21 protein-coding genes are annotated in these 20,919 nt (G+C 58.5%); 14 read left to right on the top strand and 7 right to left on the bottom strand.

Annotated features, from left to right (window positions below):
* Positions 1 to 216 precede the first annotated feature (216 nt).
* From GOX21_RS04030 to GOX21_RS04020, 3 genes are read left to right on the top strand one after another with little or no spacing between them, the layout of a single operon-like run.
* On the top strand, positions 217 to 1,683 hold the full coding sequence (locus GOX21_RS04030) for a leucyl aminopeptidase (RefSeq protein WP_170375628.1): 1,467 nt from the start codon (positions 217 to 219) through the stop codon (positions 1,681 to 1,683).
* Positions 1,684 to 1,687: 4 nt separating this feature from the next.
* Positions 1,688 to 2,146 carry a DNA polymerase III subunit chi gene (locus tag GOX21_RS04025; RefSeq protein WP_170358808.1) on the top strand — a complete coding sequence of 153 codons (459 nt, stop codon included), beginning with the start codon at positions 1,688 to 1,690 and terminating at the stop codon, positions 2,144 to 2,146.
* 35 nt (positions 2,147 to 2,181) lie between these two features.
* Positions 2,182 to 3,228, top strand: coding sequence for an aldo/keto reductase (locus tag GOX21_RS04020; protein WP_170375626.1), 1,047 nt, complete (start codon positions 2,182 to 2,184; stop codon positions 3,226 to 3,228).
* A gap of 66 nt (positions 3,229 to 3,294) precedes the next feature.
* Here GOX21_RS04020 and GOX21_RS04015 read toward each other — a convergent pair whose 3' ends face one another.
* A complete protein-coding gene (locus tag GOX21_RS04015; protein WP_170358804.1) occupies positions 3,295 to 4,281 on the bottom strand; it encodes a GlxA family transcriptional regulator in 987 nt (328 codons plus the stop codon).
* A 132-nt stretch (positions 4,282 to 4,413) separates the two neighbouring features.
* On the opposite strand from GOX21_RS04015, the gene GOX21_RS04010 reads away from it, so the two are divergent.
* The 3 genes from GOX21_RS04010 to GOX21_RS04000 all read left to right on the top strand — a co-directional run bounded on the left by GOX21_RS04010 (position 4,414) and on the right by GOX21_RS04000 (position 7,893).
* The gene (locus tag GOX21_RS04010; RefSeq protein WP_170358802.1) at positions 4,414 to 5,331 is read left to right on the top strand and encodes a 3-keto-5-aminohexanoate cleavage protein; all 918 of its coding nucleotides are present in this window, start codon (positions 4,414 to 4,416) and stop codon (positions 5,329 to 5,331) included.
* Positions 5,332 to 5,671: 340 nt separating this feature from the next.
* Entirely contained in the window at positions 5,672 to 7,138 is a 1,467-nt protein-coding gene (locus tag GOX21_RS04005; RefSeq protein ID WP_170375624.1) for a carnitine 3-dehydrogenase, read from the top strand.
* Positions 7,135 to 7,893, top strand: coding sequence for an SDR family oxidoreductase (locus GOX21_RS04000; protein WP_170375622.1), 759 nt, complete (start codon positions 7,135 to 7,137; stop codon positions 7,891 to 7,893). The genes GOX21_RS04005 and GOX21_RS04000 overlap by 4 nt, the downstream gene beginning before the upstream one ends.
* 92 nt (positions 7,894 to 7,985) lie before the next feature.
* On the opposite strand, the gene GOX21_RS03995 is transcribed toward GOX21_RS04000, so the two are convergent.
* Both GOX21_RS03995 and GOX21_RS03990 read right to left on the bottom strand, forming a co-directional pair.
* A complete protein-coding gene (locus GOX21_RS03995) occupies positions 7,986 to 8,168 on the bottom strand; it encodes a hypothetical protein (protein WP_170348931.1) in 183 nt (60 codons plus the stop codon).
* Positions 8,169 to 8,250: 82 nt separating this feature from the next.
* A complete protein-coding gene (locus tag GOX21_RS03990; RefSeq protein WP_170375620.1) occupies positions 8,251 to 9,117 on the bottom strand; it encodes a helix-turn-helix domain-containing protein in 867 nt (288 codons plus the stop codon).
* A gap of 107 nt (positions 9,118 to 9,224) precedes the next feature.
* Here GOX21_RS03990 and GOX21_RS03985 point away from each other — a divergent pair, with 107 nt between their 5' ends.
* From GOX21_RS03985 to GOX21_RS03975, 3 genes are read left to right on the top strand one after another with little or no spacing between them, the layout of a single operon-like run.
* Positions 9,225 to 9,428: a DUF2061 domain-containing protein gene (locus tag GOX21_RS03985; protein ID WP_170348929.1), complete on the top strand. Its 204-nt coding sequence runs from the start codon at positions 9,225 to 9,227 to the stop codon at positions 9,426 to 9,428.
* Positions 9,421 to 10,305, top strand: coding sequence for a fatty acid desaturase (locus GOX21_RS03980; protein WP_170375618.1), 885 nt, complete (start codon positions 9,421 to 9,423; stop codon positions 10,303 to 10,305). The genes GOX21_RS03985 and GOX21_RS03980 overlap by 8 nt, the downstream gene beginning before the upstream one ends.
* 20 nt (positions 10,306 to 10,325) lie before the next feature.
* Positions 10,326 to 11,228: a DMT family transporter gene (locus GOX21_RS03975; RefSeq protein WP_170375616.1), complete on the top strand. Its 903-nt coding sequence runs from the start codon at positions 10,326 to 10,328 to the stop codon at positions 11,226 to 11,228.
* On the opposite strand, the gene GOX21_RS03970 is transcribed toward GOX21_RS03975, so the two are convergent.
* The 4 genes from GOX21_RS03970 to GOX21_RS03955 all read right to left on the bottom strand — a co-directional run bounded on the left by GOX21_RS03970 (position 11,225) and on the right by GOX21_RS03955 (position 16,117).
* Complete coding sequence (locus GOX21_RS03970; RefSeq protein WP_170375615.1) at positions 11,225 to 12,583, bottom strand: DEAD/DEAH box helicase; 1,359 nt, start codon at positions 12,581 to 12,583, stop codon at positions 11,225 to 11,227. The two genes, GOX21_RS03975 and GOX21_RS03970, sit on opposite strands and share 4 nt — an antisense overlap.
* Before the next feature lie 186 nt (positions 12,584 to 12,769).
* Positions 12,770 to 13,708 (bottom strand): glycosyltransferase family 2 protein, encoded by a 939-nt coding sequence (locus GOX21_RS03965; RefSeq protein WP_170375613.1) that lies wholly within the window; start codon positions 13,706 to 13,708, stop codon positions 12,770 to 12,772.
* Positions 13,701 to 14,465, bottom strand: a complete 765-nt coding sequence (locus tag GOX21_RS03960; protein WP_170375611.1) for a hypothetical protein — start codon at positions 14,463 to 14,465, stop codon at positions 13,701 to 13,703. The genes GOX21_RS03965 and GOX21_RS03960 overlap by 8 nt, the downstream gene beginning before the upstream one ends.
* A gap of 44 nt (positions 14,466 to 14,509) precedes the next feature.
* The gene (locus GOX21_RS03955; RefSeq protein ID WP_170375608.1) at positions 14,510 to 16,117 is read right to left on the bottom strand and encodes a peptide chain release factor 3; all 1,608 of its coding nucleotides are present in this window, start codon (positions 16,115 to 16,117) and stop codon (positions 14,510 to 14,512) included.
* A 109-nt stretch (positions 16,118 to 16,226) separates the two neighbouring features.
* Between GOX21_RS03955 and GOX21_RS03950 the strand changes: the two genes are divergently transcribed.
* From GOX21_RS03950 to GOX21_RS03930, 5 genes are all read left to right on the top strand, one after another.
* Positions 16,227 to 16,589 (top strand): nuclear transport factor 2 family protein, encoded by a 363-nt coding sequence (locus GOX21_RS03950; protein ID WP_170375606.1) that lies wholly within the window; start codon positions 16,227 to 16,229, stop codon positions 16,587 to 16,589.
* Positions 16,590 to 16,662: 73 nt separating this feature from the next.
* Complete coding sequence (locus tag GOX21_RS03945) at positions 16,663 to 17,442, top strand: SDR family oxidoreductase (protein WP_170375605.1); 780 nt, start codon at positions 16,663 to 16,665, stop codon at positions 17,440 to 17,442.
* Positions 17,443 to 17,445: 3 nt separating this feature from the next.
* Positions 17,446 to 18,558: a hypothetical protein gene (locus GOX21_RS03940; RefSeq protein ID WP_170375603.1), complete on the top strand. Its 1,113-nt coding sequence runs from the start codon at positions 17,446 to 17,448 to the stop codon at positions 18,556 to 18,558.
* 100 nt (positions 18,559 to 18,658) lie between these two features.
* Positions 18,659 to 19,729: a methyltransferase domain-containing protein gene (locus tag GOX21_RS03935; RefSeq protein WP_170375601.1), complete on the top strand. Its 1,071-nt coding sequence runs from the start codon at positions 18,659 to 18,661 to the stop codon at positions 19,727 to 19,729.
* A gap of 45 nt (positions 19,730 to 19,774) precedes the next feature.
* Entirely contained in the window at positions 19,775 to 20,896 is a 1,122-nt protein-coding gene (locus tag GOX21_RS03930; RefSeq protein WP_170348919.1) for an ABC transporter ATP-binding protein, read from the top strand.
* Positions 20,897 to 20,919: the final 23 nt, after the last annotated feature.

Genomic DNA, 20,919 nt, shown 5'->3' with positions numbered 1-20,919 from the left:
CAGCAGGTGAAATCGGCACCGAAACGGCCAGAATCACCTTCGCCTGCGCGGATGCGCAACGGCATATGCCTGCCCTGTCTCGCCAATTCGTTCTCCCCCGATCCTGCCGGAATTTTTCCGCGACTGTAATGCAATTGGCACGCGGGGAAAACTGCTATCTGGTCAAGCCGCGCGGTGCGGGCTAGGTCTTGGGGAACAGTTTTTGAGGAGTTCGCAATGAGCAGTCTTGTCCCGATCCGGTTTCAGCCCTTTGATACGGATGCAATGGCGCAAGCCGAAGGCCGGGTGGCGGTAATCATCCCATCGGACGGCAAGATGAGCCCCGCGGTGCGTCGGGCCAACCGTCTGACCCGTGGCGCGGTGGCGCGTCTGGTGGAAAGTTCCCGGTTTGAAAAGGTAAAGACGGGCGATGTGATCTCGATGGCCTGGCCTGGTGGAATGGCGGCCGAGGCGCTGGATATCGTGATCCTGCCCCGCCGTCCTGATCCGGCCGAGGCCCGCAAGGCGGGCGCGGCGCTGGCCAAGCTGGCAGGGGGCAAGGACGTGCTGGTGATGGCAGGCAATCAGGTCCGGACCGAAGATCTGACTATGGGCATCGTGCTGCGCACCTATGATTTCGACGCGCACAAGACCAAAGAGGCGGAGGAGGTTGGCACCGTCACCATCAGTCACCAGAAACCCGACGAGGTCGAAGCCGCCTTTGCCCCGCAATACGCCGTGGCCGATGGGGTGCGGATGACACGTGATCTGACTAACGAGCCTGCAAACGTCCTGACCACCACTGAATTCGCCGACCGTTTGGCCGAGATGGCGGAGCTAGGCCTTGAGGTTGAAGTTCTGGAAGAGGACAAACTGGCCGAGTTGGGCATGCGTACGCTGCTGAGCGTCGGGCAGGGTTCAGTCAGCCCCTCGAAGGTTGTGGTGATGCAGTGGAACGGCGGTGACAAGGACGACGCGCCACTGGCTCTGGTGGGTAAGGGTGTCGTGTTCGACACCGGTGGTATCTCGCTGAAACCCGCAGGCGGCATGGAAGACATGACCATGGATATGGGCGGTGCGGGCGTTGTCGCTGGCACCATGCGTGCGTTGGCTAAGCGCAAGGCCAAGGCCAACGTGGTCGGTCTGGTCGGACTGGTCGAAAACATGCCGTCCGGCAATGCCAGCCGTCCGGGCGATGTGGTCAAGTCGATGAAGGGCGACACGGTTGAGATCATCAACACCGACGCCGAAGGGCGTTTGGTTCTGTGCGATGTGATGTGGTACACGCAAGAGCGGTTCCAACCGGTGGGCATGATCGATCTGGCCACGCTGACCGGCGCGGTGATCATTGGTCTGGGCCACGAGAACGCCGGTGTATTTTCCAACAATGACACGTTCTGCGATGCCTTCCTGAAATCGGCCAAGGCCGAGGATGAAGGCGCGTGGCGCCTGCCGCTGGGCAAAGGGTACGACAAACAGTTGAAGTCGCGCATTGCTGATATGAAAAATGTCGGCGGTCGCCCGGCAGGGTCGATCACAGCGGCGCAATTCCTGCAGCGTTTTGTGAAAGAAGAAACGCCTTGGATTCACCTCGATATTGCGGGTGTGGCCTCGGTGTCGTCGGAAACATCCTATGCACCCAAAGGGGCAACCGGCTGGGGCGTTCGCGCGCTCAGCCGTTTGGTGCAGGATAACTTCGAGTAATCGTATGGGGGCCGTCTATTTCTACCACCTGACCCGTCAGCCCTTGGAACACACCTTGCCGGTGCTGCTGGACAAGGCGCGGCAGGCTGGGTGGAAGATTGCCGTGCGGGGCACAGATCCGGCACGGATGGACTGGCTGGATGAAAAGCTGTGGCTGGGGCCCGAGGACGGGTTCCTGCCACATGGGCGCGAAGGTGGCCCGCATGACGCGGCGCAGCCTGTTTTGCTGACGACCGGGCCAGAGGCAGCCAATGAACCGGCCTGTGTCATGGCCGTGGACGGCGCGCCGGTAAACGCCGACGAGGTGGCTTCGCTGGAGCGTGTCTGCATCCTGTTCGATGGCAATGATGATATGGCTGTCCAGCAGGCGCGCGGCCAGTGGAAAGCACTAACTAGCGCGGGTTGTTCGGCGCAATACTGGTCCGAGGAATCGGGCCGGTGGGAGAAGAAGGCCGAGGCTTAAGAGGCTGATCTTAAAAGCTTTCCGGAGACTGACAAATGGAAACAAGACCATTAGGCCGCACGGGAATTTCGGTGACAGACTTATGTCTGGGTACGATGACCTTTGGCACACAGACGTCCGAGGCGGATGGTCACAAGCAGTTGGATATGGCGCTGGCAGCCGGGATCAATTTCGTTGATACGGCGGAGATGTATCCGGTGAACCCGATCGCAAGGGAAACCGTCGGTCGGACCGAAGAGATTCTGGGCAGCTGGAACGCTGCCAACCCGTCCCGTCGTGCAGATTACGTACTGGCAACCAAACACTCGGGGGCAGGGTTCGCCCACGCCCGCGATGGCGCGCAGATTTCGGGAAAGACGATCCCCGAAGCGATCGAAGGCTCACTGCGGCGGCTGCACACGGATTGCATTGATCTCTATCAGTTTCACTGGCCGAACCGCGGCAGTTACATGTTCCGGCAAAACTGGAATTACGCACCTTCGGGGCACAACACCAACGAAGTATTGGACAACATCCAGGATTGCCTTGAGGCCCTGCAAGTGCAGGTCGACAAGGGTAATATCCGCGCCTTTGGACTGTCCAACGAAAGCGCTTGGGGTACGGCGCAATGGCTGCGGATTGCCGAGCAAATGGGCGCGCCGCGTGTGGCCTCGGTTCAGAATGAGTATTCGATTCTATGCCGGCACTTCGATACGGATATGGCGGAACTCAGTGTGCATGAAGATGTGGGCTTGATGGCCTTTTCTCCGTTGGGGGCGGGATTTCTGACCGGCAAGTATCAGGGTGATGCGGTGCCCATCGGATCACGTATGTCGCTGGTGCCCGAGATGGGCGGGCGCACCGGTCCACGCGTGTTTGGGGCCGTGGCGGCTTATCTGGAGATTGCTGAGCGGCATGGGTTGGACCCGGTGCATATGGCACTGGCTTGGTGTCGGACGCGGCCGTTCATGATGTCGGCTATTTTCGGCGCGACCTCGGTGGCACAGCTGGAGCATATCCTGGCCGGTAAGGACTTGCGGCTGTCCGATGAGGTCGTGGCAGAAATCGGTCAGGCGCACCGCGCGCATCCTATGCCGTTCTAGTGGATCTGCCTCCGCTGCACGAGGTACGCCTCCCCGAGATATTTTTAGCCAGCTGAAGCGGATTCCTCAGTGATGAGTAGGTTGTATACGTTCCTGCCGCAGGTCACGGGCCGAGAGGCCGTGTGCGGTGCGGAAAGCACGTGCAAAGCTGGATTGTGAGGCGAACCCCGTAGCCAGGGCCACATCCATCAGCGGCATGTCGGTGTCGGTAACCAGGCGGCGGGCCTCGGCCAAGCGTAACTGCAGATAGTGGTCCTGCGGCGTTGTGTTCAGGCGCAGGCGAAATTGCTGCTGCAGGGTGCGGGGGCTGGTGCCGAGGGTTTCGGCGATGTCCGCCAGTGGCAGCGGCTCGTCCAGCGAAGATTCCATCAAGGTGTTCGCCTTGGCCGTCAGCGCCGTATGGCGGTGTGGGGCACCGGTCCGGCTTTGCGGTTTTGTGGGCTCGGGCGCACCGTCGTACAGGAAAAGACCCGAGACGCGGGCAGCAAAACCGGCACCGTGGCGGGCAGCGATAATGTGCAGCATCATTTCGACCGCTGGGATAGCGCCACCTGAGGTCAGGCGATTGCCGGATACGGTGAAACGATCGGGGCGAACGTCAATATCGGGGAATCGGGTGGCGAAATTGTCCAAGTCTTCCCAGTGAGTTGTGGCTGCGTGTCCATCCAGCAGGCCAGCCTCGGCCAACAGCCAGGGGCCTCCGTCGATGCCCGCCATGGTGGCACCAGTGCCCGCAATACGGCGCAGTCCGGCCAGCAGACTGGGTGTGGCGTGTCGGGCCAGTTGGAACCCCGCGACAACGATCATCAGATCGCAGCTTTGCAACCGTGCCAGCGGAACACCCGGTACGTTCAGTGCGCTGGTCAACATCGCGGGTTCTGCCGTTGCCGTCACATAATCCCAGTCGAAAGCGGGACGATCCGCCAGACGGTTGGCAGCCCGCATTGGATCAACGGCCGAGGCGAAGCTGAGCGTGTTGCATTCGTCCAGAACCAGCACAGCCGTTTTCAGGGCGCGATGTTCGGGTTGGAGTATGTTTTTTGCGGATTTCATCAAGTTCGATTCGCATTCTGGCAAGTGTTTCCACAAGGCTGCGTCAGAGTCGGGGGTGAACGCAAATCGGAATCCGTGGAGAAGCCTGGGGAAAACTCACGGCAAAACCGGGTATAACATGGGGAAAACACAATGCCTCTGGAAATGAACCGCGAAGTCTTCATCACTTGCGCCGTTACCGGCTCGGGAGGGACACAGGATCGCAGCCCACATGTGCCGCGCTCACCCAAGCAAATCGCCGACAGTGCGATTGCCGCAGCCAAGGCCGGGGCGGCGGTGGTGCATTGCCATGTACGCGACCCTGAAACCGGTGTACCCAGCCGCCGTCTGGACCTGTATCGCGAAGTCACGGACCGCATTCGCGAGGCTGAGGTTGACGTCGTTCTGAACCTGACCGCCGGGATGGGTGGGGACATGGTGTTTGGCCCAACCGAATCTCCGCTGCCGCTGCGCGAGGACGGGACTGATATGATCGGTGCAGCCGCGCGGGTCGAACATGTTGCGGAATGCCTGCCGGAGATCTGCACGCTGGACTGCGGCACCATGAACTTTGCCGAAGCCGATTACGTCATGACCAACACGCCGGGCATGCTGCAGGCGATGGGTCGGATGATGACACATTTGGGCGTGAAGCCCGAGATCGAAGCCTTTGACACCGGCCATCTGTGGTACGCCAAGCAGCTGGTGAAGGATTGCGTGCTGGACAGCCCGGCATTGGTGCAACTTTGCATGGGCGTGCCGTGGGGCGCGCCGGATGACTTGAACACCTTCATGGCGATGGTCAACAACGTGCCGGATGACTGGACGTTCAGCGCGTTTGCTCTGGGCCGCAATCAGATGGCTTATGCCGCGGCGGCTGTATTGGCGGGCGGCAACGTGCGCGTCGGGCTTGAGGATAACCTGTGGCTGGACAAGGGCGTGCTGGCCGAGAATTGGCAACTGGTCGAACGCGCCGGGACTATCATCGAGAACATGGGCGCGCGGGTGATCGGCGCGCAGGAAGTGCGTGACAAGTTGGGGCTAGTGAAGCGGGCGCCAGTGGCGAAGTGAAGCCGTTCTGGTTGGTGTGTCTGATTTGTGCCGCGCCACTGAGTGCGGAAACTCCTGATGCTGTCGATGAGTATTTGGCGACCCAGACGGGGCTGTGTGCACAATTGAAGGAAAACGTCTTGTCGGTACCATTTTGGATACATCGGCACAGCCTGGGTGGATGTCGCGTGAACAGCGTACAGCCACTTTCGGCGACCTATGCTCTTGACGTGGTTTGCGAAGATGAAGGTGTAGTCTTGCTAAACGAGACTTGGGAAATGGAACAGTTGGGCAAAACGAAATTCACAATACGTGACGCTGTCGGAGGGATCTTCGGCACTTTGGATTGTAGTGAGGAACAATGACAAAAACAGCAGCGATCATTGGCGGCGGCGTCATCGGCGGCGGGTGGGCCGCTAGATTTCTACTGAACGGCTGGAACGTCCGGGTGTTTGACCCGGACCCCGAGGCCGAGCGTAAGATTGGTGAGGTTCTGGACAATGCGCGCCGCTCGTTGCCGGGGCTGAGCGATGTGCCATTGCCGACCGAGGGATCTCTGACGTTCTACGAAGATATGGCGGAGGCCGTGCAGGGTGCCGCCTGGATACAGGAAAGCGTGCCTGAACGGCTGGACCTGAAACTGAAGGTCTACAAGGGGTTGCAGGAGGTTTGTGATCCAGATGCGATCATAGGCTCCTCGACCAGCGGATTTAAACCCTCCGAATTGCAGGAGGGCGCGCTGAGGCCCGAGCAGATCGTGGTGACGCACCCGTTCAACCCGGTCTATCTGCTGCCGTTGATTGAGCTGGTCCCAACCGGCAAAAACTCGGCCGAGATGGTTGCCAAGGCACAAGAAATGCTGAAGTCCGTCGGGTTTTTCCCGCTGTACATCAAGAAAGAAATCGACGCGCATATCGCTGACCGATTTCTTGAGGCCGTTTGGCGCGAGGCATTGTGGTTAGTCAAAGACGGCATCGCCACGACCGAAGAGATCGACGAGGCCATCCGCATGGGCTTTGGCATTCGCTGGGCGCAGATGGGCCTGTTTGAAACCTATCGCGTGGCCGGAGGTGAGGCCGGGATGCGGCACTTCATGGCTCAGTTCGGGCCAGCGTTGAAATGGCCGTGGACCAAGTTGATGGACGTGCCGGACTTTACTGATGAACTGGTCGACCTGATCGCGGATCAGTCGGACGCGCAGTCGGGCATGCACTCGATCCGCGAGCTGGAGCGGATCCGTGACAACAACCTTGTGGGCATGATGCGCGCGCTCAAAGCGCAGAATTATGGAGCAGGCGCGGTGCTGAACCAGCATGACGCGCTGTTGAAACCTGGCGCGTTGCCGACGCTGGAACAGGCGGACCTGAGCCAGCCGATCCTGACACTGGCCCGCGCGGTGCCGTTGGACTGGACCGATTACAACGGCCACATGAATGAGGCGCGGTATCTGGAAGCCTTCGCCGCCGCGACCGACCGGTTCATGGAGATCATCGGCTGCGATGCGGATTACATCACCTCGGGCGGCAGCTATTTCACCGCTGAAAACCACATCCGGTATGTCGACGAAGCACACGCAGGCGCCAAGATCGAAGTTCGCACGCAGATGCTGTTGGGGCAGGGCAAGAAACTGCACGTGTTCCACAGCATGTATGAGGGCGACAAGCTGCTGGCCACGGGCGAAAGCTTCCTGCTGCATGTCAGCCTTGAATCTCGTCGCCCCAGCGCACCGTCGCCGGAAATCGAGGCCTCCATGACGCGGATCGCCGAGGCGCAGGCAGGGTTGCCCTACCCCGAAGGCGCGGGCGCCGCGATCCGGAAACCCGCATGACCGGGCGGGTTCTGATTACGGCTGGCGCCTCGGGCGTTGGCCGTGCCATGGCCGAAGCATTTGATGATGCAGGCTATGGTGTTTGGATCACGGATATTGACGAGGCGGTTTTGAATACGGTGCCGGATCACTGGGAGGCTCGTCGCGCCGATGCCGCAAGTGAGTCCGATATGGGCGCCGTTTTTCAGGATATCGCAGCCGAAGGTGGATTGGATGCGCTGTGCGCCAATGCAGGCACGGCAGGACCGACAAACGCGATCGAGGATATCGGGTTGGCAGATTGGCGGTCCTGCGTTTCGGTCAACCTCGAGGGCGCTTTTCTGGCCGTGAAACATGCAGTCCCTTTGATGAAGACCGCGCAGGCGGGCAGCATCACCCTGACGTCGTCAACTGCTGGTCAATACGGGTACCCGTACCGCGCGCCATATGCAGCGGCGAAATGGGCGGTGATTGGCCTGATGAAAACCCTTGCGATGGAACTTGGCCCCCACGGTATTCGCGCCAATGCGATTTGTCCTGGAGCGGTTGAAGGCCCACGGATGGAGGGTGTGCTGGCGCGCGAAGCGGCCGCAAAAGGTATGACCCGCGATCAGGTCTATGCGGGGTATGCTTCGGGTACCTCGATGGGGCGCTTTGTTGAAGGTCACGATATCGCAAACATGGCCGTGTTCCTCGCCTCGGATGCGGCGCGGCTTGTTTCGGGGCAGGTTATTGCCGTGGATGGGCACACGGTGAATCCAGATCCGAAAATCTAACTCGGTTTAGAAAACACACAGAACCCCAATGCCCTGGCGCAATAAGGGCATTGGTGATCGGCTTGGGGCAGGGCTTTTTCGAAACGCTGAAGCTAGCCCTGATTTGGCCCGCGAATTTGGCGGATGGTCTGGCGGACAGCTTGCCAGTCTAGCGCTTCCTGTCTATTTCCGGCGGCTTCACATTCGCGCATCTTTTGTGCGGCTTCCGCCTCGGCCCGGTCGCCGTGAACAGTATATAAGGCCCGTGCGTATTGAGCGGTCTGTAGTGCGTCCATTCCTGTCGTCCTCCGTCTGTGATCGGAATACCCGAAGGTTCGCGCCGAACGACGATAGCACAAGACAGGCTTAGGTGCATCCTTAGTGGTCGGAAATTTGCGAGCGCAGCCGTTTAAGGTGTTCTGAGAAGTCGCGCGCAGTCAGGTCAGCCTCGCGTACCAGTCGGTCGAAATGGCGGGTGAAGGTTTCGATCCGATCACGATCCCGAAAGGCCATATAGTGGCTGCCGGCGTAGAAAACACAAAGCAAAGGGCCGAAGATCGTGACCGGAGCGGAATAAAGCCGTTTTGCGTCAAACAGATAGATTCTAAGACGCGGGTAGAGCTGTTGGCAAATCTCCAGCAGATGGTCGATCTGTTCCAACCGGATTTTGGGACAAAGACCGTCGTAATAGCCCCGCGCATGGACGAAACTATCGATTTCATACAGCGGCATGGCGATTTCATAGTCGGATTGCGCGCTGCGCATCCACATCAGCCGGTCAGCCGAGGCTCCGATGGCCTGATCCGCCGTCCGCCCCAGATGCGGGGCATATTCCCACTCCAGCACCGCGCGGGTCTTTAACATGTCGGGCAAAGTCGCTGGAACATAACGGATTTTGTACCCTGCGGCTTCTTGATGCCACTCAAAGATGCGCTCATCCACCAGCGCACGTGGTGCTTCGGTCATTGTCAGTGAGCTGGCCAACAATTCCGCTGCGCTTTCGGGTCGGTCGGACAGGCTCAGAAGCCAATCCGCCGAAACCCCCAGCGCCGAGGCGCAACTGCCTACCACATGTGCATTTGGCAAGCGCGCGCCTTCACCCGTCAAAAGCTGCGATACGGTCGAACGGTCCACCGCAATCTGACGCGCCAGCGCGCTTTGACTGACGTGTCGCTCCTCCATCGCCCGGGCTAGGCGAGTACGGAACTGTGCCGCGCGGTCTCTTTTGTCGATTTTTTCCTGCATATGTTTAAAAATATCACAGTTGATGAGTTTTGTTAATCATATTCAGAATTTTCAACGGATGCCGTGACCCGTAATTTTGAAGACACAACAATAATATGGGTGACGGAATGGAAACACGGCGCAGATCAGTCGTGAAAGCGGTGCTGTGGAATGCGATGGGCTTGCTGGTGATGACACTGGTCGGGCTGGTCGCGACTGGCTCGGCGGCTGTGGGCGGGACACTGGCGATTGTAAATACGGCCATCGGATTGACGATGTACGTTATTTACGAGCGCGTCTGGGCCAAAATCTCATGGGGGCGCAATGTCTAGGCCTGCAGCACCCGAATGGGGCACGTTCGCCCTGATCCTGGCTTGCTATGGGGCGTGGCTGGCAGTGATTTTCCTGATGCCGGTTTGGCTGGCAATTCCGGTGATGGGTCTGGTTGCGGCGCTCCATTCCTCGTTGACGCATGAGGCGCTGCACGGCCACCCGTTTCGTACAAAATGGCTGAATGAGGCTCTGATGGCGCTGCCTCTGACCCTGTTCATCCCGTATCAGAGGTTCCGCGACCTGCATCTGGCCCATCACCGGGATGAGACGTTGACCGACCCCTATGACGATCCTGAAACCAACTATCTGGATCCACAGGTCTGGGGCGCATTGGCCGGGTGGCAGCGATGGCTGCTGTCTGTGAACAACACATTGTTGGGGCGCATGGTGCTGGGTCCGGCGATTGGCCAATTCATATTCACGCGGAATGAATTGCGCGGTGCGTTGCTGGGCGACCTTGGCATCCTGCGGGCCTGGGCGCTGCATCTGGTTGGAGTGACCTTGGTTTTGTGGGTGGTCGGGCACTCGGCAATGCCGATTTGGGCGTATGTTCTGTCCGCCTATATCGGGCTGGGGCTGGTGAAGATCCGCACCTTCCTTGAACATCGCGCGCATGAAAATCCGCAGGCCCGTACTGTGATTATCGAAGATCGTGGGTTGCTGGCTTTTCTGTTTTTAAACAACAACCTGCATGTGGTTCATCACATGAATCCTGGTGCGCCCTGGTACCGCCTGCCTGCGCTATATCGCGCCAGCAAAGATCGGTATCAGACCCGGAATGAGGCTTATGTCTACCGGTCTTACGCGCAGATCTTTAAGGCGTATTTCCTGCGGGCCAAGGATCCGGTGGAACATCCTCTCTGGCCAAAGCCTTGATTTAGCGACACAAGGGGGCCATGAGTTTATGGATTCCCATCACAATCGCTGCCGCCTCGTTCCAGACAGTGCGGTTCATGCTGCAAAAATCCCTCAGCACCGTAAAGCTGACGGCGGCCGGGGCGACGTTTGCCCGGTTCGCGTATTCGATGCCACTGGCGCTTTTGGGACTGATTGTGGCGCTGCAAGTGACTGGCTTCAGCCTGCCGCCGCTGACGGGGTGGTTCTGGGTATACGCTGTCATCGGTGGCACCGCGCAAATTCTGGCAACGATCTGCGTGGTCGCTTTGTTCAAGCAACGAAATTTTGCGGTTGGGATTACCTTTAAGAAAACCGAAGTTATTCAGACTGCAATTGTCGGTTTTCTGGTGCTGGGCGATCAGATCTCGTACGGGGGTCTGGTTGCGATCTTGCTGGGATTGATGGCGGTGCTTTTGCTGTCCAAATCACCCGGAGGCGACGGGGCGTGGTGGAAACATCTGACCAACCGGGCGTCGCGCCTAGGGTTGGGGTCAGGAGTATTGTTCGCCTTTTCCGCCGTCAGTTACCGGGGTGCGTCGCTTGAATTGGGTGATATTGACGCGTGGTTTCGCGCTCTGATCACTCTGGCCGCGGTTGTGACGTTCCAGTTCCTCAGCATGGCGCTATGGCTGCTGTGGCGCGACCGGGCCGAACTGCTTGCGGTGTGGCAGACACGTCGAACCGGGGTGTTTGTCGGTTTGACCAGTCTGGGCGGATCGTTTTGCTGGTTCTTTGCGTTCACCTTGCAGAACGCGGCTTATGTCAAAGCGTTGGGGCAGGTCGAACTGTTGCTCAGCCTGTTCGCATCGATCCTGTTTTTCCGCGAGACCATTACCCGGCGTGAGATCGCCGGGATGGCGTTGTTGGGGTTGTCGATCCTGGCGCTGGTGCTGGCGATTTAACCAGCACGACGCTCGGCAAAGCTTAGGGCAATGAAGCTGGGCAGGTGATCGCCCATGCCCACAACCGCGTTGCCGTTATCCGAACGACGGCCACGACCTTTAGGTTCTTTGTCCTTTTTGCGGTCGCTCTTTTTGCCTTCGTTCTTTTGCGTGTCGGCAGACTTGGTCTTTTTCTCAGGCTTCGGCGTGTCGGCTTTGGGTTCGTCCTTGACCGGATTGTCGAGCTTTGGAATGTCCTTCTGGATCAGCTTTTCAATCGCAGCCAGCGCCTTTTCGTCACGGCCCGAACAGATGGTAATCGCCTTGCCGTCGCGCCCGGCACGACCGGTGCGGCCGATGCGGTGAACGTAATCCTCGGGGTGGCCGGGGACGTCGAAATTGAAAACATGGCTGACCGACGGGACATCAAGGCCACGCGCAGCCACGTCCGAGGCAACCAGCAACCGCAACGAGCCGTCGCGGAAACCGTCCAGCGTTTTCATCCGCTGTGATTGGTCCAGATCGCCGTGGATCGCGGCAGCGTCATAGCCGTATTTCTTTAGCGATTTTGCGCAGATATCAACGTCTGTCTTGCGGTTACAGAAGATGATCGCGTTGGTGCATTTTTCACCCTCGGCATCGATCAGAGCGCGCAAGACCTTGCGCTTGGCGCTGGCCTCTCGGTCGCGACGGCCGCCTTTGAACATGACCACGCCCTGTTCAATGGTTTCCGAGGCGGTCGCCTGCCGGGCAACCTCCACCCGCGCGGGGGCAGACAGGAAAGTGTCGGTGATGCGTTCAATCTCGGACGCCATGGTGGCCGAAAAGAACAGCGTCTGGCGGGTGAACGGCGTAAGCGAGAAGATGCGCTCGATATCGGGGATAAAACCCATGTCTAGCATCCGGTCAGCTTCGTCCACGACCATGATCTGCACGCCGGTCAACAACAATTTGCCGCGTTCGAAATGGTCCAGCAGTCGGCCGGGAGTTGCGATCAGAACATCGACACCACGGTCGATCAGTGCGTCCTGTTCCTTGAAGCTGACGCCTCCGATCAACAACGCCTTGGTCAGTTTCAGGTGTTTGCTATAGGTGTCGAAATTCTCGGCGACCTGTGCAGCCAGTTCCCGTGTCGGGCACAGCACCAGCGACCGTGGCATCCGCGCGCGCGCGCGGCCCCGTGCCAGCATTGTGATCATCGGCAGCGTAAAGCTTGCAGTTTTTCCCGTGCCGGTCTGGGCGATCCCCAATACATCACGACCTTCCAGCGCAGGTGGAATTGCGCCTTCTTGGATCGGGGTGGGGGATTCGTATCCGGCTTCCTCAATGGCTTTGAGGACCTTCGGGTTCAGGTTCAGTTCGTTAAATTTTGTCATGTATGTCCGGTTCATGCGGACATTAGACCTGGCCCGCGCGTCAAAGGTGTGCCGGGCCCGGATGGCCATACGCTGCATTGCGCAATTTCGGCTTGGAGGGGGACATAACAAAAACGCCGGGTATGGTCAAATGAAGACCTCTTTAAGGTTTTTACTGTGCTCTCTCTGCGGATTTCTCGCAACAATTCAGTCACTTCCGGGAAAGTGTTTCCTGACTTTTTCGTCCAAATCCAGGGGCCGATATCGGATCAGGTCATGTTGTTCCAGACGGGTTCTCACGTTGGGGTCTGCACCGCTGATTTCGTCAAAAAATGCACGCAGCCCATCCATGCCGCCTTCGGCCTCGATCCAGCTGAGTAATTCGTTCATGTTCATGCCGCCCCGTTCACGTGGAACATTCAGGGACATTCCTGGCTGATACGAGCCACGCGCCAGGCGAAATCGAAGGTGAGCCTTAAAATGTTCCCAGTCGGGGGCGTGTCGATGGCACAGCTCCAACCCCGGCAATTCGAACTTGCAGGGCAAGAGGGTTTTATCCTGGAACAGGTTGTGGATACGAAAGCTAAGTTTCTTCAGGCCCGTCCGGACGATCAGCTTACCTTGCAAATGGCTGAAGAACCCACCCAAAACAAAGGCGCCATAACGCGGGTACAGCGATTGTACGAGGGCGTCGCGGTGGGGGGTCTTTGGAAGATGCGCCTTAAAAAGATCCGTGCCACCGCCCACGGCTTCGATCGGGCGGACACGTACAGCGGGGATGTGGTTGGGAACATCGGTCAGTTGCTGGGGAATGGGACGGTCTGTCCACAGAAACTCGTCCATGTCGATATGGGCCAACCAATTCAGATTGGTCTTGCGATAGGTGAATGACGCATTTGCGGTCTGACGGTTTTGATGCCGTTCGGGCCGTTCACGCTTGCGGCTGGCCCAGAAGGCCTCATCGCATGTATGCACGTCGACCTTCGGATGCCGATCCAGGGCATCGAAAGCTTTGGAATTGGGTTCATCCAGATAGATGTGCATCCGGTCGACCCCAAGATCGAGGTGATAGGCAACAAATCGCAGGATATCCGGGGCAGGGCCCCGAACCGTTGAAACAATGCCCCAGCCAGAGCCGTCAGTCATCAATGTGATCCAACAGGGACTGCCGGGTCTTGTAGTGCTGGATTCGCCCAAAAATGCTGCGCGGGTCGTACATCACCAGTTTCAACATCCGGTACCCCAGCGGGCGCAACACCGCGTCGTTTTCTGCATGACGCCAAAGGCGTGCCAAAAGGTTTCGATCCAGATCGCCATTCCTTAGCGAATAGCCCGCCATGCCGAATGCCAATGGAACGTCGTGGTGTTTTTCACCCTGCATATCAAAGGCTTGATCGTTTGGACGAAGGGATACCCGACGCTCGCTATCATGCAGCTTGATCAGATCGTACAACAGGTACAGACCCTGTCCGCCCAAGCGCTGATCCAGTGTTTCGCCATGGTCGGCGAATGTGGTTGCCGAGGAAATAAGCCAACGCACAGGCAGGTCCCGCGCCAACTCTGACCCCTTTTCCCGCCACATCCGCAGAAACAGCGCCCGCGCCTCAGCCGGTGACGGATGCCGGCGCAGCAATGCGATGCACATTGCGTGAACAAGATGCAGCAGCGATTGGCCAGAAAATTCCTGCTGCAGCGCGTGGTACTTCCTGCGCGCGTCCTGCTTGTGGTCAAAGCTGGCGTCCGGGTCAGGTTTTTCTACGGGTGTTTGGGCAAGTTCACTCAGATCAACACCCGGCGGCGGCAGTACCCGTTGTGGATCGCGATAAGGAACCTCTTTGCGTTCCAGATGGCGCATCACCGAATAGAAACCGCCGGGATAGTTTTCCTGATCCAAATCCGCCATGCTTCGGAACCCTAGAGAACGGTGCCCAAACTACAAGACCCGGGTCAAACCATCATTTCCTTGGTCGCTGTCAGGTTCAGCTCGGGGTAATCACGCACGACCCGGTCGATATCCCATTGCAAGCGCGTCAGATAGACGATGTCGCCGTCATGATCATGGGCGATGTGCTGTTTATTAGCGTTGACGAACTTTTCAACCTCGGCCTTGTCACCGCTCACCCAGCGGGCAGAGGTGAACTGCGACGCCTCGAACCGGACGGGCAGACCGTATTCCATCTCAATCCGGCTGGCGAGGACTTCGAACTGCAGAGCGCCAACGACGCCGACGATATAGCCCGAACCAATCGATGGCTTGAAAACCTTGGCCGCACCTTCCTCGGCAAACTGCATCAGGGCTTTTTCCAGATGCTTGGCCTTCAGCGGGTCGGCTGCCCTGACAGTTTGCAGCAATTCCGGTGCGAATGACGGGATCCCGGACACGCGCAGCGCTTCGCCCTCGGTCAGGGTGTCACCGATGCGCAGCTGACCGTGGTTGGGGATACCAATGATGTCTCCGGCCCAGGCCTCTTCGGCCAGTTCGCGGTCAGAGGCCAGAAACAGCACAGGGTTCGAAATCGCCATCGGCTTCTTCGACCGAACATGGGTCAGCTTCATGCCACGTTTGAAATGGCCGCTTGCCATGCGGACGAATGCAACCCGGTCGCGGTGCTTGGGGTCCATGTTGGCCTGCACCTTAAAGACAAAACCGGCGACCTTCTTTTCATCAGGCGCAATTTGTCGGGGTTCAGCGGACTGGACCTGCGGCTGCGGGCCATAGGCGCCGATACCTTCCATCAGTTCCTTGACCCCGAACGAGTTGATCGCCGAGCCGAACCAGATCGGAGTCATGTGCCCCTCAAGAACCGCCTGCGGGTCCAGAGCAGGCAGCAGCTCGCGCGCCATCTCGACCTCTTCCAGCAGCTTGTCCAGCAGATGCTCGGGTACGTGTTCGGCCAGTTTGGGGTCGTCCAGACCGTTGATCTGAATGCTTTCAGCTACCTTGTTGCGGTCGGCGCGGTCCATCAATTCCAGTCGGTCGCGCAGCATGTCATAGCAGCCGATGAAATCGCGACCCACGCCAATCGGCCACGCAGCAGGCGTGACGTCGATGGCCAACATCTCCTGAATTTCGTCGATGATCTCGAACGTATCGCGGCTTTCGCGGTCCATCTTGTTACAGAAGGTCAGGATCGGCAAATCGCGCAGGCGGCAAACCTCGAACAGTTTCTGCGTCTGGCTTTCCACACCTTTCGCGCCGTCGATCACCATCACGGCGGCGTCCACTGCGGTCAGCGTGCGATAGGTGTCCTCGGAGAAGTCCGAGTGACCAGGCGTGTCCACTAGATTAAACCGAAAGTTCCCGTAGTCGAACGACATGGCCGAGGCTGAGACCGAAATACCGCGATCCTTTTCCATCTGCATGAAGTCCGACCGGGTCCGCCGCGCCTCGCCCTTAGCGCGCACCTGACCGGCCATCTGAATAGCGCCCCCGTACAAAAGGAACTTTTCAGTCAGCGTCGTCTTGCCCGCATCCGGGTGCGAGATGATGGCGAATGTCCGGCGTCGGGCAATCTCAGGCGGCAATACGGGTTGGTTGGTGGCGGTATCAAGCATGAACGCGCGTATAGGCGGGGAATCCTGCCGAAGCAAGACAAAGGGGGTGTTCAGAATCGTATGGTTATGCCAATAAGAACAAATAGTGAACAAAAGATGGAGAGGATCAATGAATTTGAAAGAAATCGCAGACGAACTGGTCGCTGGGTGTCGTGAGGACCGGGCCAAGGAAAACCTAAACAAATTATACGCGCCTGATGCCGTTTCGGTCGAAGCGCAAGAGATGGAAGGCATGGGGCGTGAAACGCACGGCGTCGAGGGCATCCGCGGCAAACACGAATGGTGGGAAGGCGCGCATGAGGTCTCGGGCGCGTCGGTCAGTGAGCCTTATTTGCATGGCGACGATCGCTTTGCTGTAATTTTCGAAGTGCAGGGCAAGGTTAAGAAAAGTGGCGAGACCTTCGATATGAAAGAGGTCGGTATCTATCACGTCGCCAACGGAAAAATCGTGCGCGAAGAGTTCTTTTACTGAAGCTTTGTGACTTCTGGTCTTCCCTGTCTGGCCGGTGCTAGAAATGCGGGCAACAACAGATGGGGAGGATCAGATGGATCTGGGAATTCGCGGAAAGCGCGCGCTGGTTTGTGCAAGCTCAAAAGGGCTGGGCTTAGGCTGTGCCGAGGCGTTGGCCGAAGCTGGGGTTGATCTGGTGATGAACGCGCGCGGGGCCGAGGCGTTGGGTGCCGAAGCTGCTCGTTTGCGGTCCGAATATGGCGTCGATGTGATAACCGTGGCTTGTGATGTAACCTCGGTAGACGGACAGGCGCAAGTTATCGAAGCCGCGCAGGGCGTTGATATACTTGTGACAAACGCCGGTGGCCCGCCACCCGGACTGTGGTCGGATTGGGATCGTGACGATTTCATCAAGGCGCTGGATGCAAATATGCTGACACCGATTGCCTTCATGAAAGCCTTGTTGCCGGGGATGATGGACAAGGGCTGGGGCAGGGTGGTCAACATCACGTCGCAATCCGTGCGTGCGCCGATCCCTGCTTTGGGTCTGTCCAACGCGGCGAGGACTGGTTTGACCGGCTATGTCGCTGGTACAGCGCGACAAGTCGCGCCGCGTGGAGTGACGATCAACAACCTACTGCCGGGCATTCACGCGACGGATCGCGCGGAGTCGCTGGATGGTGGCGTGGCTGCACAAAAAGGAATTTCCATGGATGAGGCGCGCGCCGAACGCGCCGAGACGATCCCTGCACGTCGGTATGGGACGCGGCAGGAATTCGGCGCGGCCTGCGCGTTTTTGTGTTCGCAACACGCCGGCTTTATCGTCGGGCAAAATATACTGCTGGACGGTGGCGGAACCAATCTGACGATGTGAGCCATGGCACAGAACTTCTCGCTCAAAGATCAGTTGTTTAACGCGGAAAAGACCCGTTATTTGGCGGGCCTTTTCGCCGATGCTGATCCATCCTTTGATGCCAAGGCATTCGAGGCGCAGGTCATGTCGCGATTGCTGGAGCTTGAACTGAAAGAGCGCATGGCTTGGATTGCCGACTGCCTGCAAAAGGCCGTACCCGGAGAGCTGCCGACTGTCGCGCCAATCCTTCTGCGCGCACTGCCACCGCCTTTGGACCCAACCAAAACAGATGATGATTTCGGCGATTTCATCTTTGCGCCTTTGGGGGATTGGATCGTTTCAATGGGGTTGGAGTATCCTGATCTGGCTTTGGAAGTGCTTGAAGAACTGACCCAACGGTTTTCGATGGAGTGGGCCATTCGCCCATTCCTCAACCGCTATCCGGATCAGGTCTTGGCGCGGATGGAACTATGGTGCGGGCATGACAGCTATCACGTGCGCCGTCTGGTCAGTGAAGGCACACGACCACGGTTGCCTTGGGGGCAGGCGGTAGGGCTGGAACTGACCGACCCGCTGCCATTGTTGGACCGGCTGCATAGTGACCCAACACGCTATGTTACGCGGTCTGTGGCGAACCATCTGAACGACATCACCAAGAAAGACCCTGCGCTGGTGCTGGACCGGTTACAGGACTGGTCCGAAACCGGGACACAGGATCGGGACGAACTGCGCTGGATCACCTCACATACGCTGCGGGGGCTGGTGAAGGCAGGCCATCCCGGCGCCATGAAGATGTTGGGCTTCGATCCTGAGGCCGAGATAACCGCCAGCGTGCTGGTAAGCCAAGAGGCGCGGATTGGTGGGGCGCTCGAGTTCGATGTCTCGCTGAACGGTGCGGGGGATCAACCTGTTCTGGTCGACTATATCATTCACTTTCAACGCCCTGGCGGCAAAACTTCGGCCAAGGTGCATAAGCTGAAGCAGGCGACCTTGCGCGGTGGTGCGCTGAGTCTGACCAAGAAGCACAAGCTGAAAGGCAATGCGACCACGTTCAAGCTGGTCCCCGGCGCGCATCGGCTAGAGATTCAGGTGAACGGGCGGGTCCGCGCCTCGGTCGATTTCGACTTGCTGGGCTAGGACAGGACCCTCACGCTTTTGTCAAAATTGATAGCAGCGGTTGCAGAGGCGGCAGTGCTGCATTAGCTGCGAAGCAGCCAGTGAGGAAAGGGGTGCTGCGATGAAGCATGAATCAGTGCAGAATTACTATGGCGAGGTCCTGCAGGGCAGCGCGGATTTGCAAACCAACGCGTGCTGTACACCCGACGACATGCCGGACCATGTTAAAAAGATCCTCTCAAAAATTCATGACGATGTGCTGACGCGCTACTATGGTTGCGGCCTGATCGCGCCGCTGGATCTGGAGGGGATGAGCATCCTTGATCTGGGTTGCGGGGCCGGTCGCGACGTTTACGCTCTGTCGGCGATGGTGGGTGAAAAGGGTCGCGTGGTCGGGGTCGATATGACGCCGGAACAGCTAGAGGTCGCCCGCGCGCATCAGGATTTCCACGCGCAGGCCTTTGGTCATGCTGCCAGCAATGTAGAATTCCATCACGGCTACATCGAAAAGCTGGATGAGCTGGGCCTGGAACCCGGTTCCTTCGACATCATCGTCTCGAATTGCGTGATCAATCTGGCCACCGACAAAGAGGCCGTCCTACGCGGTGCCCATCGTCTGCTGAAAGAGGGTGGTGAGATGTATTTCTCGGACGTCTACGCCGACCGTCGTGTACCGCAGGCCATGGCCGAGGATGAGGTGCTGTACGGCGAATGCCTGTCCGGCGCACTGTATTGGAACGATTTTCTTTCGATGTCGCGCAAGGCGGGGTTCGGTGATCCACGCCGCGTCACGCACCGCCCGCTGACCATCGAGAACCCTGTGCTGGAAGAACGCGTCGCACCGCTGAAGTTCCTGTCGGCGACTTATCGACTGTTCAAACTGTCCGAACTGGAACCCGCTTGCGAGGATTACGGGCAGGCCGTCATCTACAAAGGCACCATCCCGCACGCGCCACATCTGTTCGAACTGGATGACCACCACGCGATCGAAACAGGCAAGGTGTTTCCGGTCTGCGGCAATACATGGATGATGTTGAACGATACCCGTTTCGCGCGGCATTTCGACTTTATCGGTAATTTCTCGACGCATTATGGCATCTTCGATGGTTGCGGCGGCGAAAGCCCGTTTGAAGCCACCGGCGCGATCACGAGCGCGTCGACCGGCGAGGCTACCTCGGGCGGCTGCTGCTGATCACTTGCACCGGACGGGCGGGGTTGCTATCCCCGCCTAAGCCCGATGAATTCGATCGGGAAAAGGCAACGAGGCCCATCGGTGACAATAGACGTAACTCCTCCTCGTCTGGAAATTCGCAATCTTAACGCACGGTACGAGGGGCGGGTTGTAGTTGACGACGTCTCTTTGACGGTTGAAGCAGGGAAAGTGACTTGCCTGCTTGGGCCTTCGGGGTGCGGCAAGTCGACCACGTTGCGCATGATCGCAGGGGTTGAGATGCAGGAATCCGGTGAGATCTATGTCGACGGCAAGCTGATCTGCGACACCGTGTTCCGGGTTCCGCCCGAACGCCGCGAGATCGGCCTGATGTTTCAGGATTTTGCGCTGTTTCCGCATTTAAGTGTTGCCGACAACGTGGCCTTTGGCCTGACGGGGCATAAAGAAGAAAAGCGCGCGCGCGTTGATGAGTTACTGCGCAAAGTTGATCTTATCCACTTCATCGACCAATTCCCGCATCACCTGTCCGGGGGCGAGCAACAACGTGTCGCTCTGGCCCGCGCACTGGCCCCGCGTCCACGGATCATGCTGATGGACGAGCCGTTCTCTGGCCTCGACAACCGGCTGCGCGACGGTATTCGGGATGAGACGCTGGCGATCCTCAAGGAAGAAGATGCCGCCGTTGTGTTGGTGACGCACGAGCCCGAAGAGGCGATGCGCATGGCTGATGAGATCGCACTGATGCGCCGCGGCAAGATCGTGCAGCAAGGTGCGCCTTACAACGTCTATACCCGTCCGGCTGACAAAGCGGCTGTGGCATTTTTTAGTGATGTGAACGTGTTGCAAGCGCAAGTGAATGGAGCGTTGGCCGATACACCCTTTGGTCAGTTTCTAGCGCCGGGCATTCCCGACGGCACAGATGTTGAAATTGTATTCCGGCCACAGCACGTGCGGTTGGACTTTGACCGCAATGGCAAAGGCCCGCTGCCCACGGCAACCGATGGCGTTGCGGCTCGCGGCACGGTCGAGAGAGCGCGGTTCTTAGGCAACGAAAGCCTGGTCGAGTTCCGCATGGACCATGATGGTTCCGTTCTGAAGGCCACGGTGCCGAATGTTTTCGTGCCAAATCCGGGACGGGTCATGTGGCTGACCATTCGCCGGGATCGGTGCTTTGTTTTCCCCATTTAGGGCCTGAAAACGTAGTTTAGGCT

Origin of the sequence: Ruegeria atlantica (genome assembly GCF_013032005.1) — a bacterium.
Taxonomy (GTDB): domain Bacteria; phylum Pseudomonadota; class Alphaproteobacteria; order Rhodobacterales; family Rhodobacteraceae; genus Ruegeria; species Ruegeria atlantica_A.
Note: the sequence above shows the minus strand (reverse complement) of the source record. Positions and strands in the feature narration are given on the sequence as shown.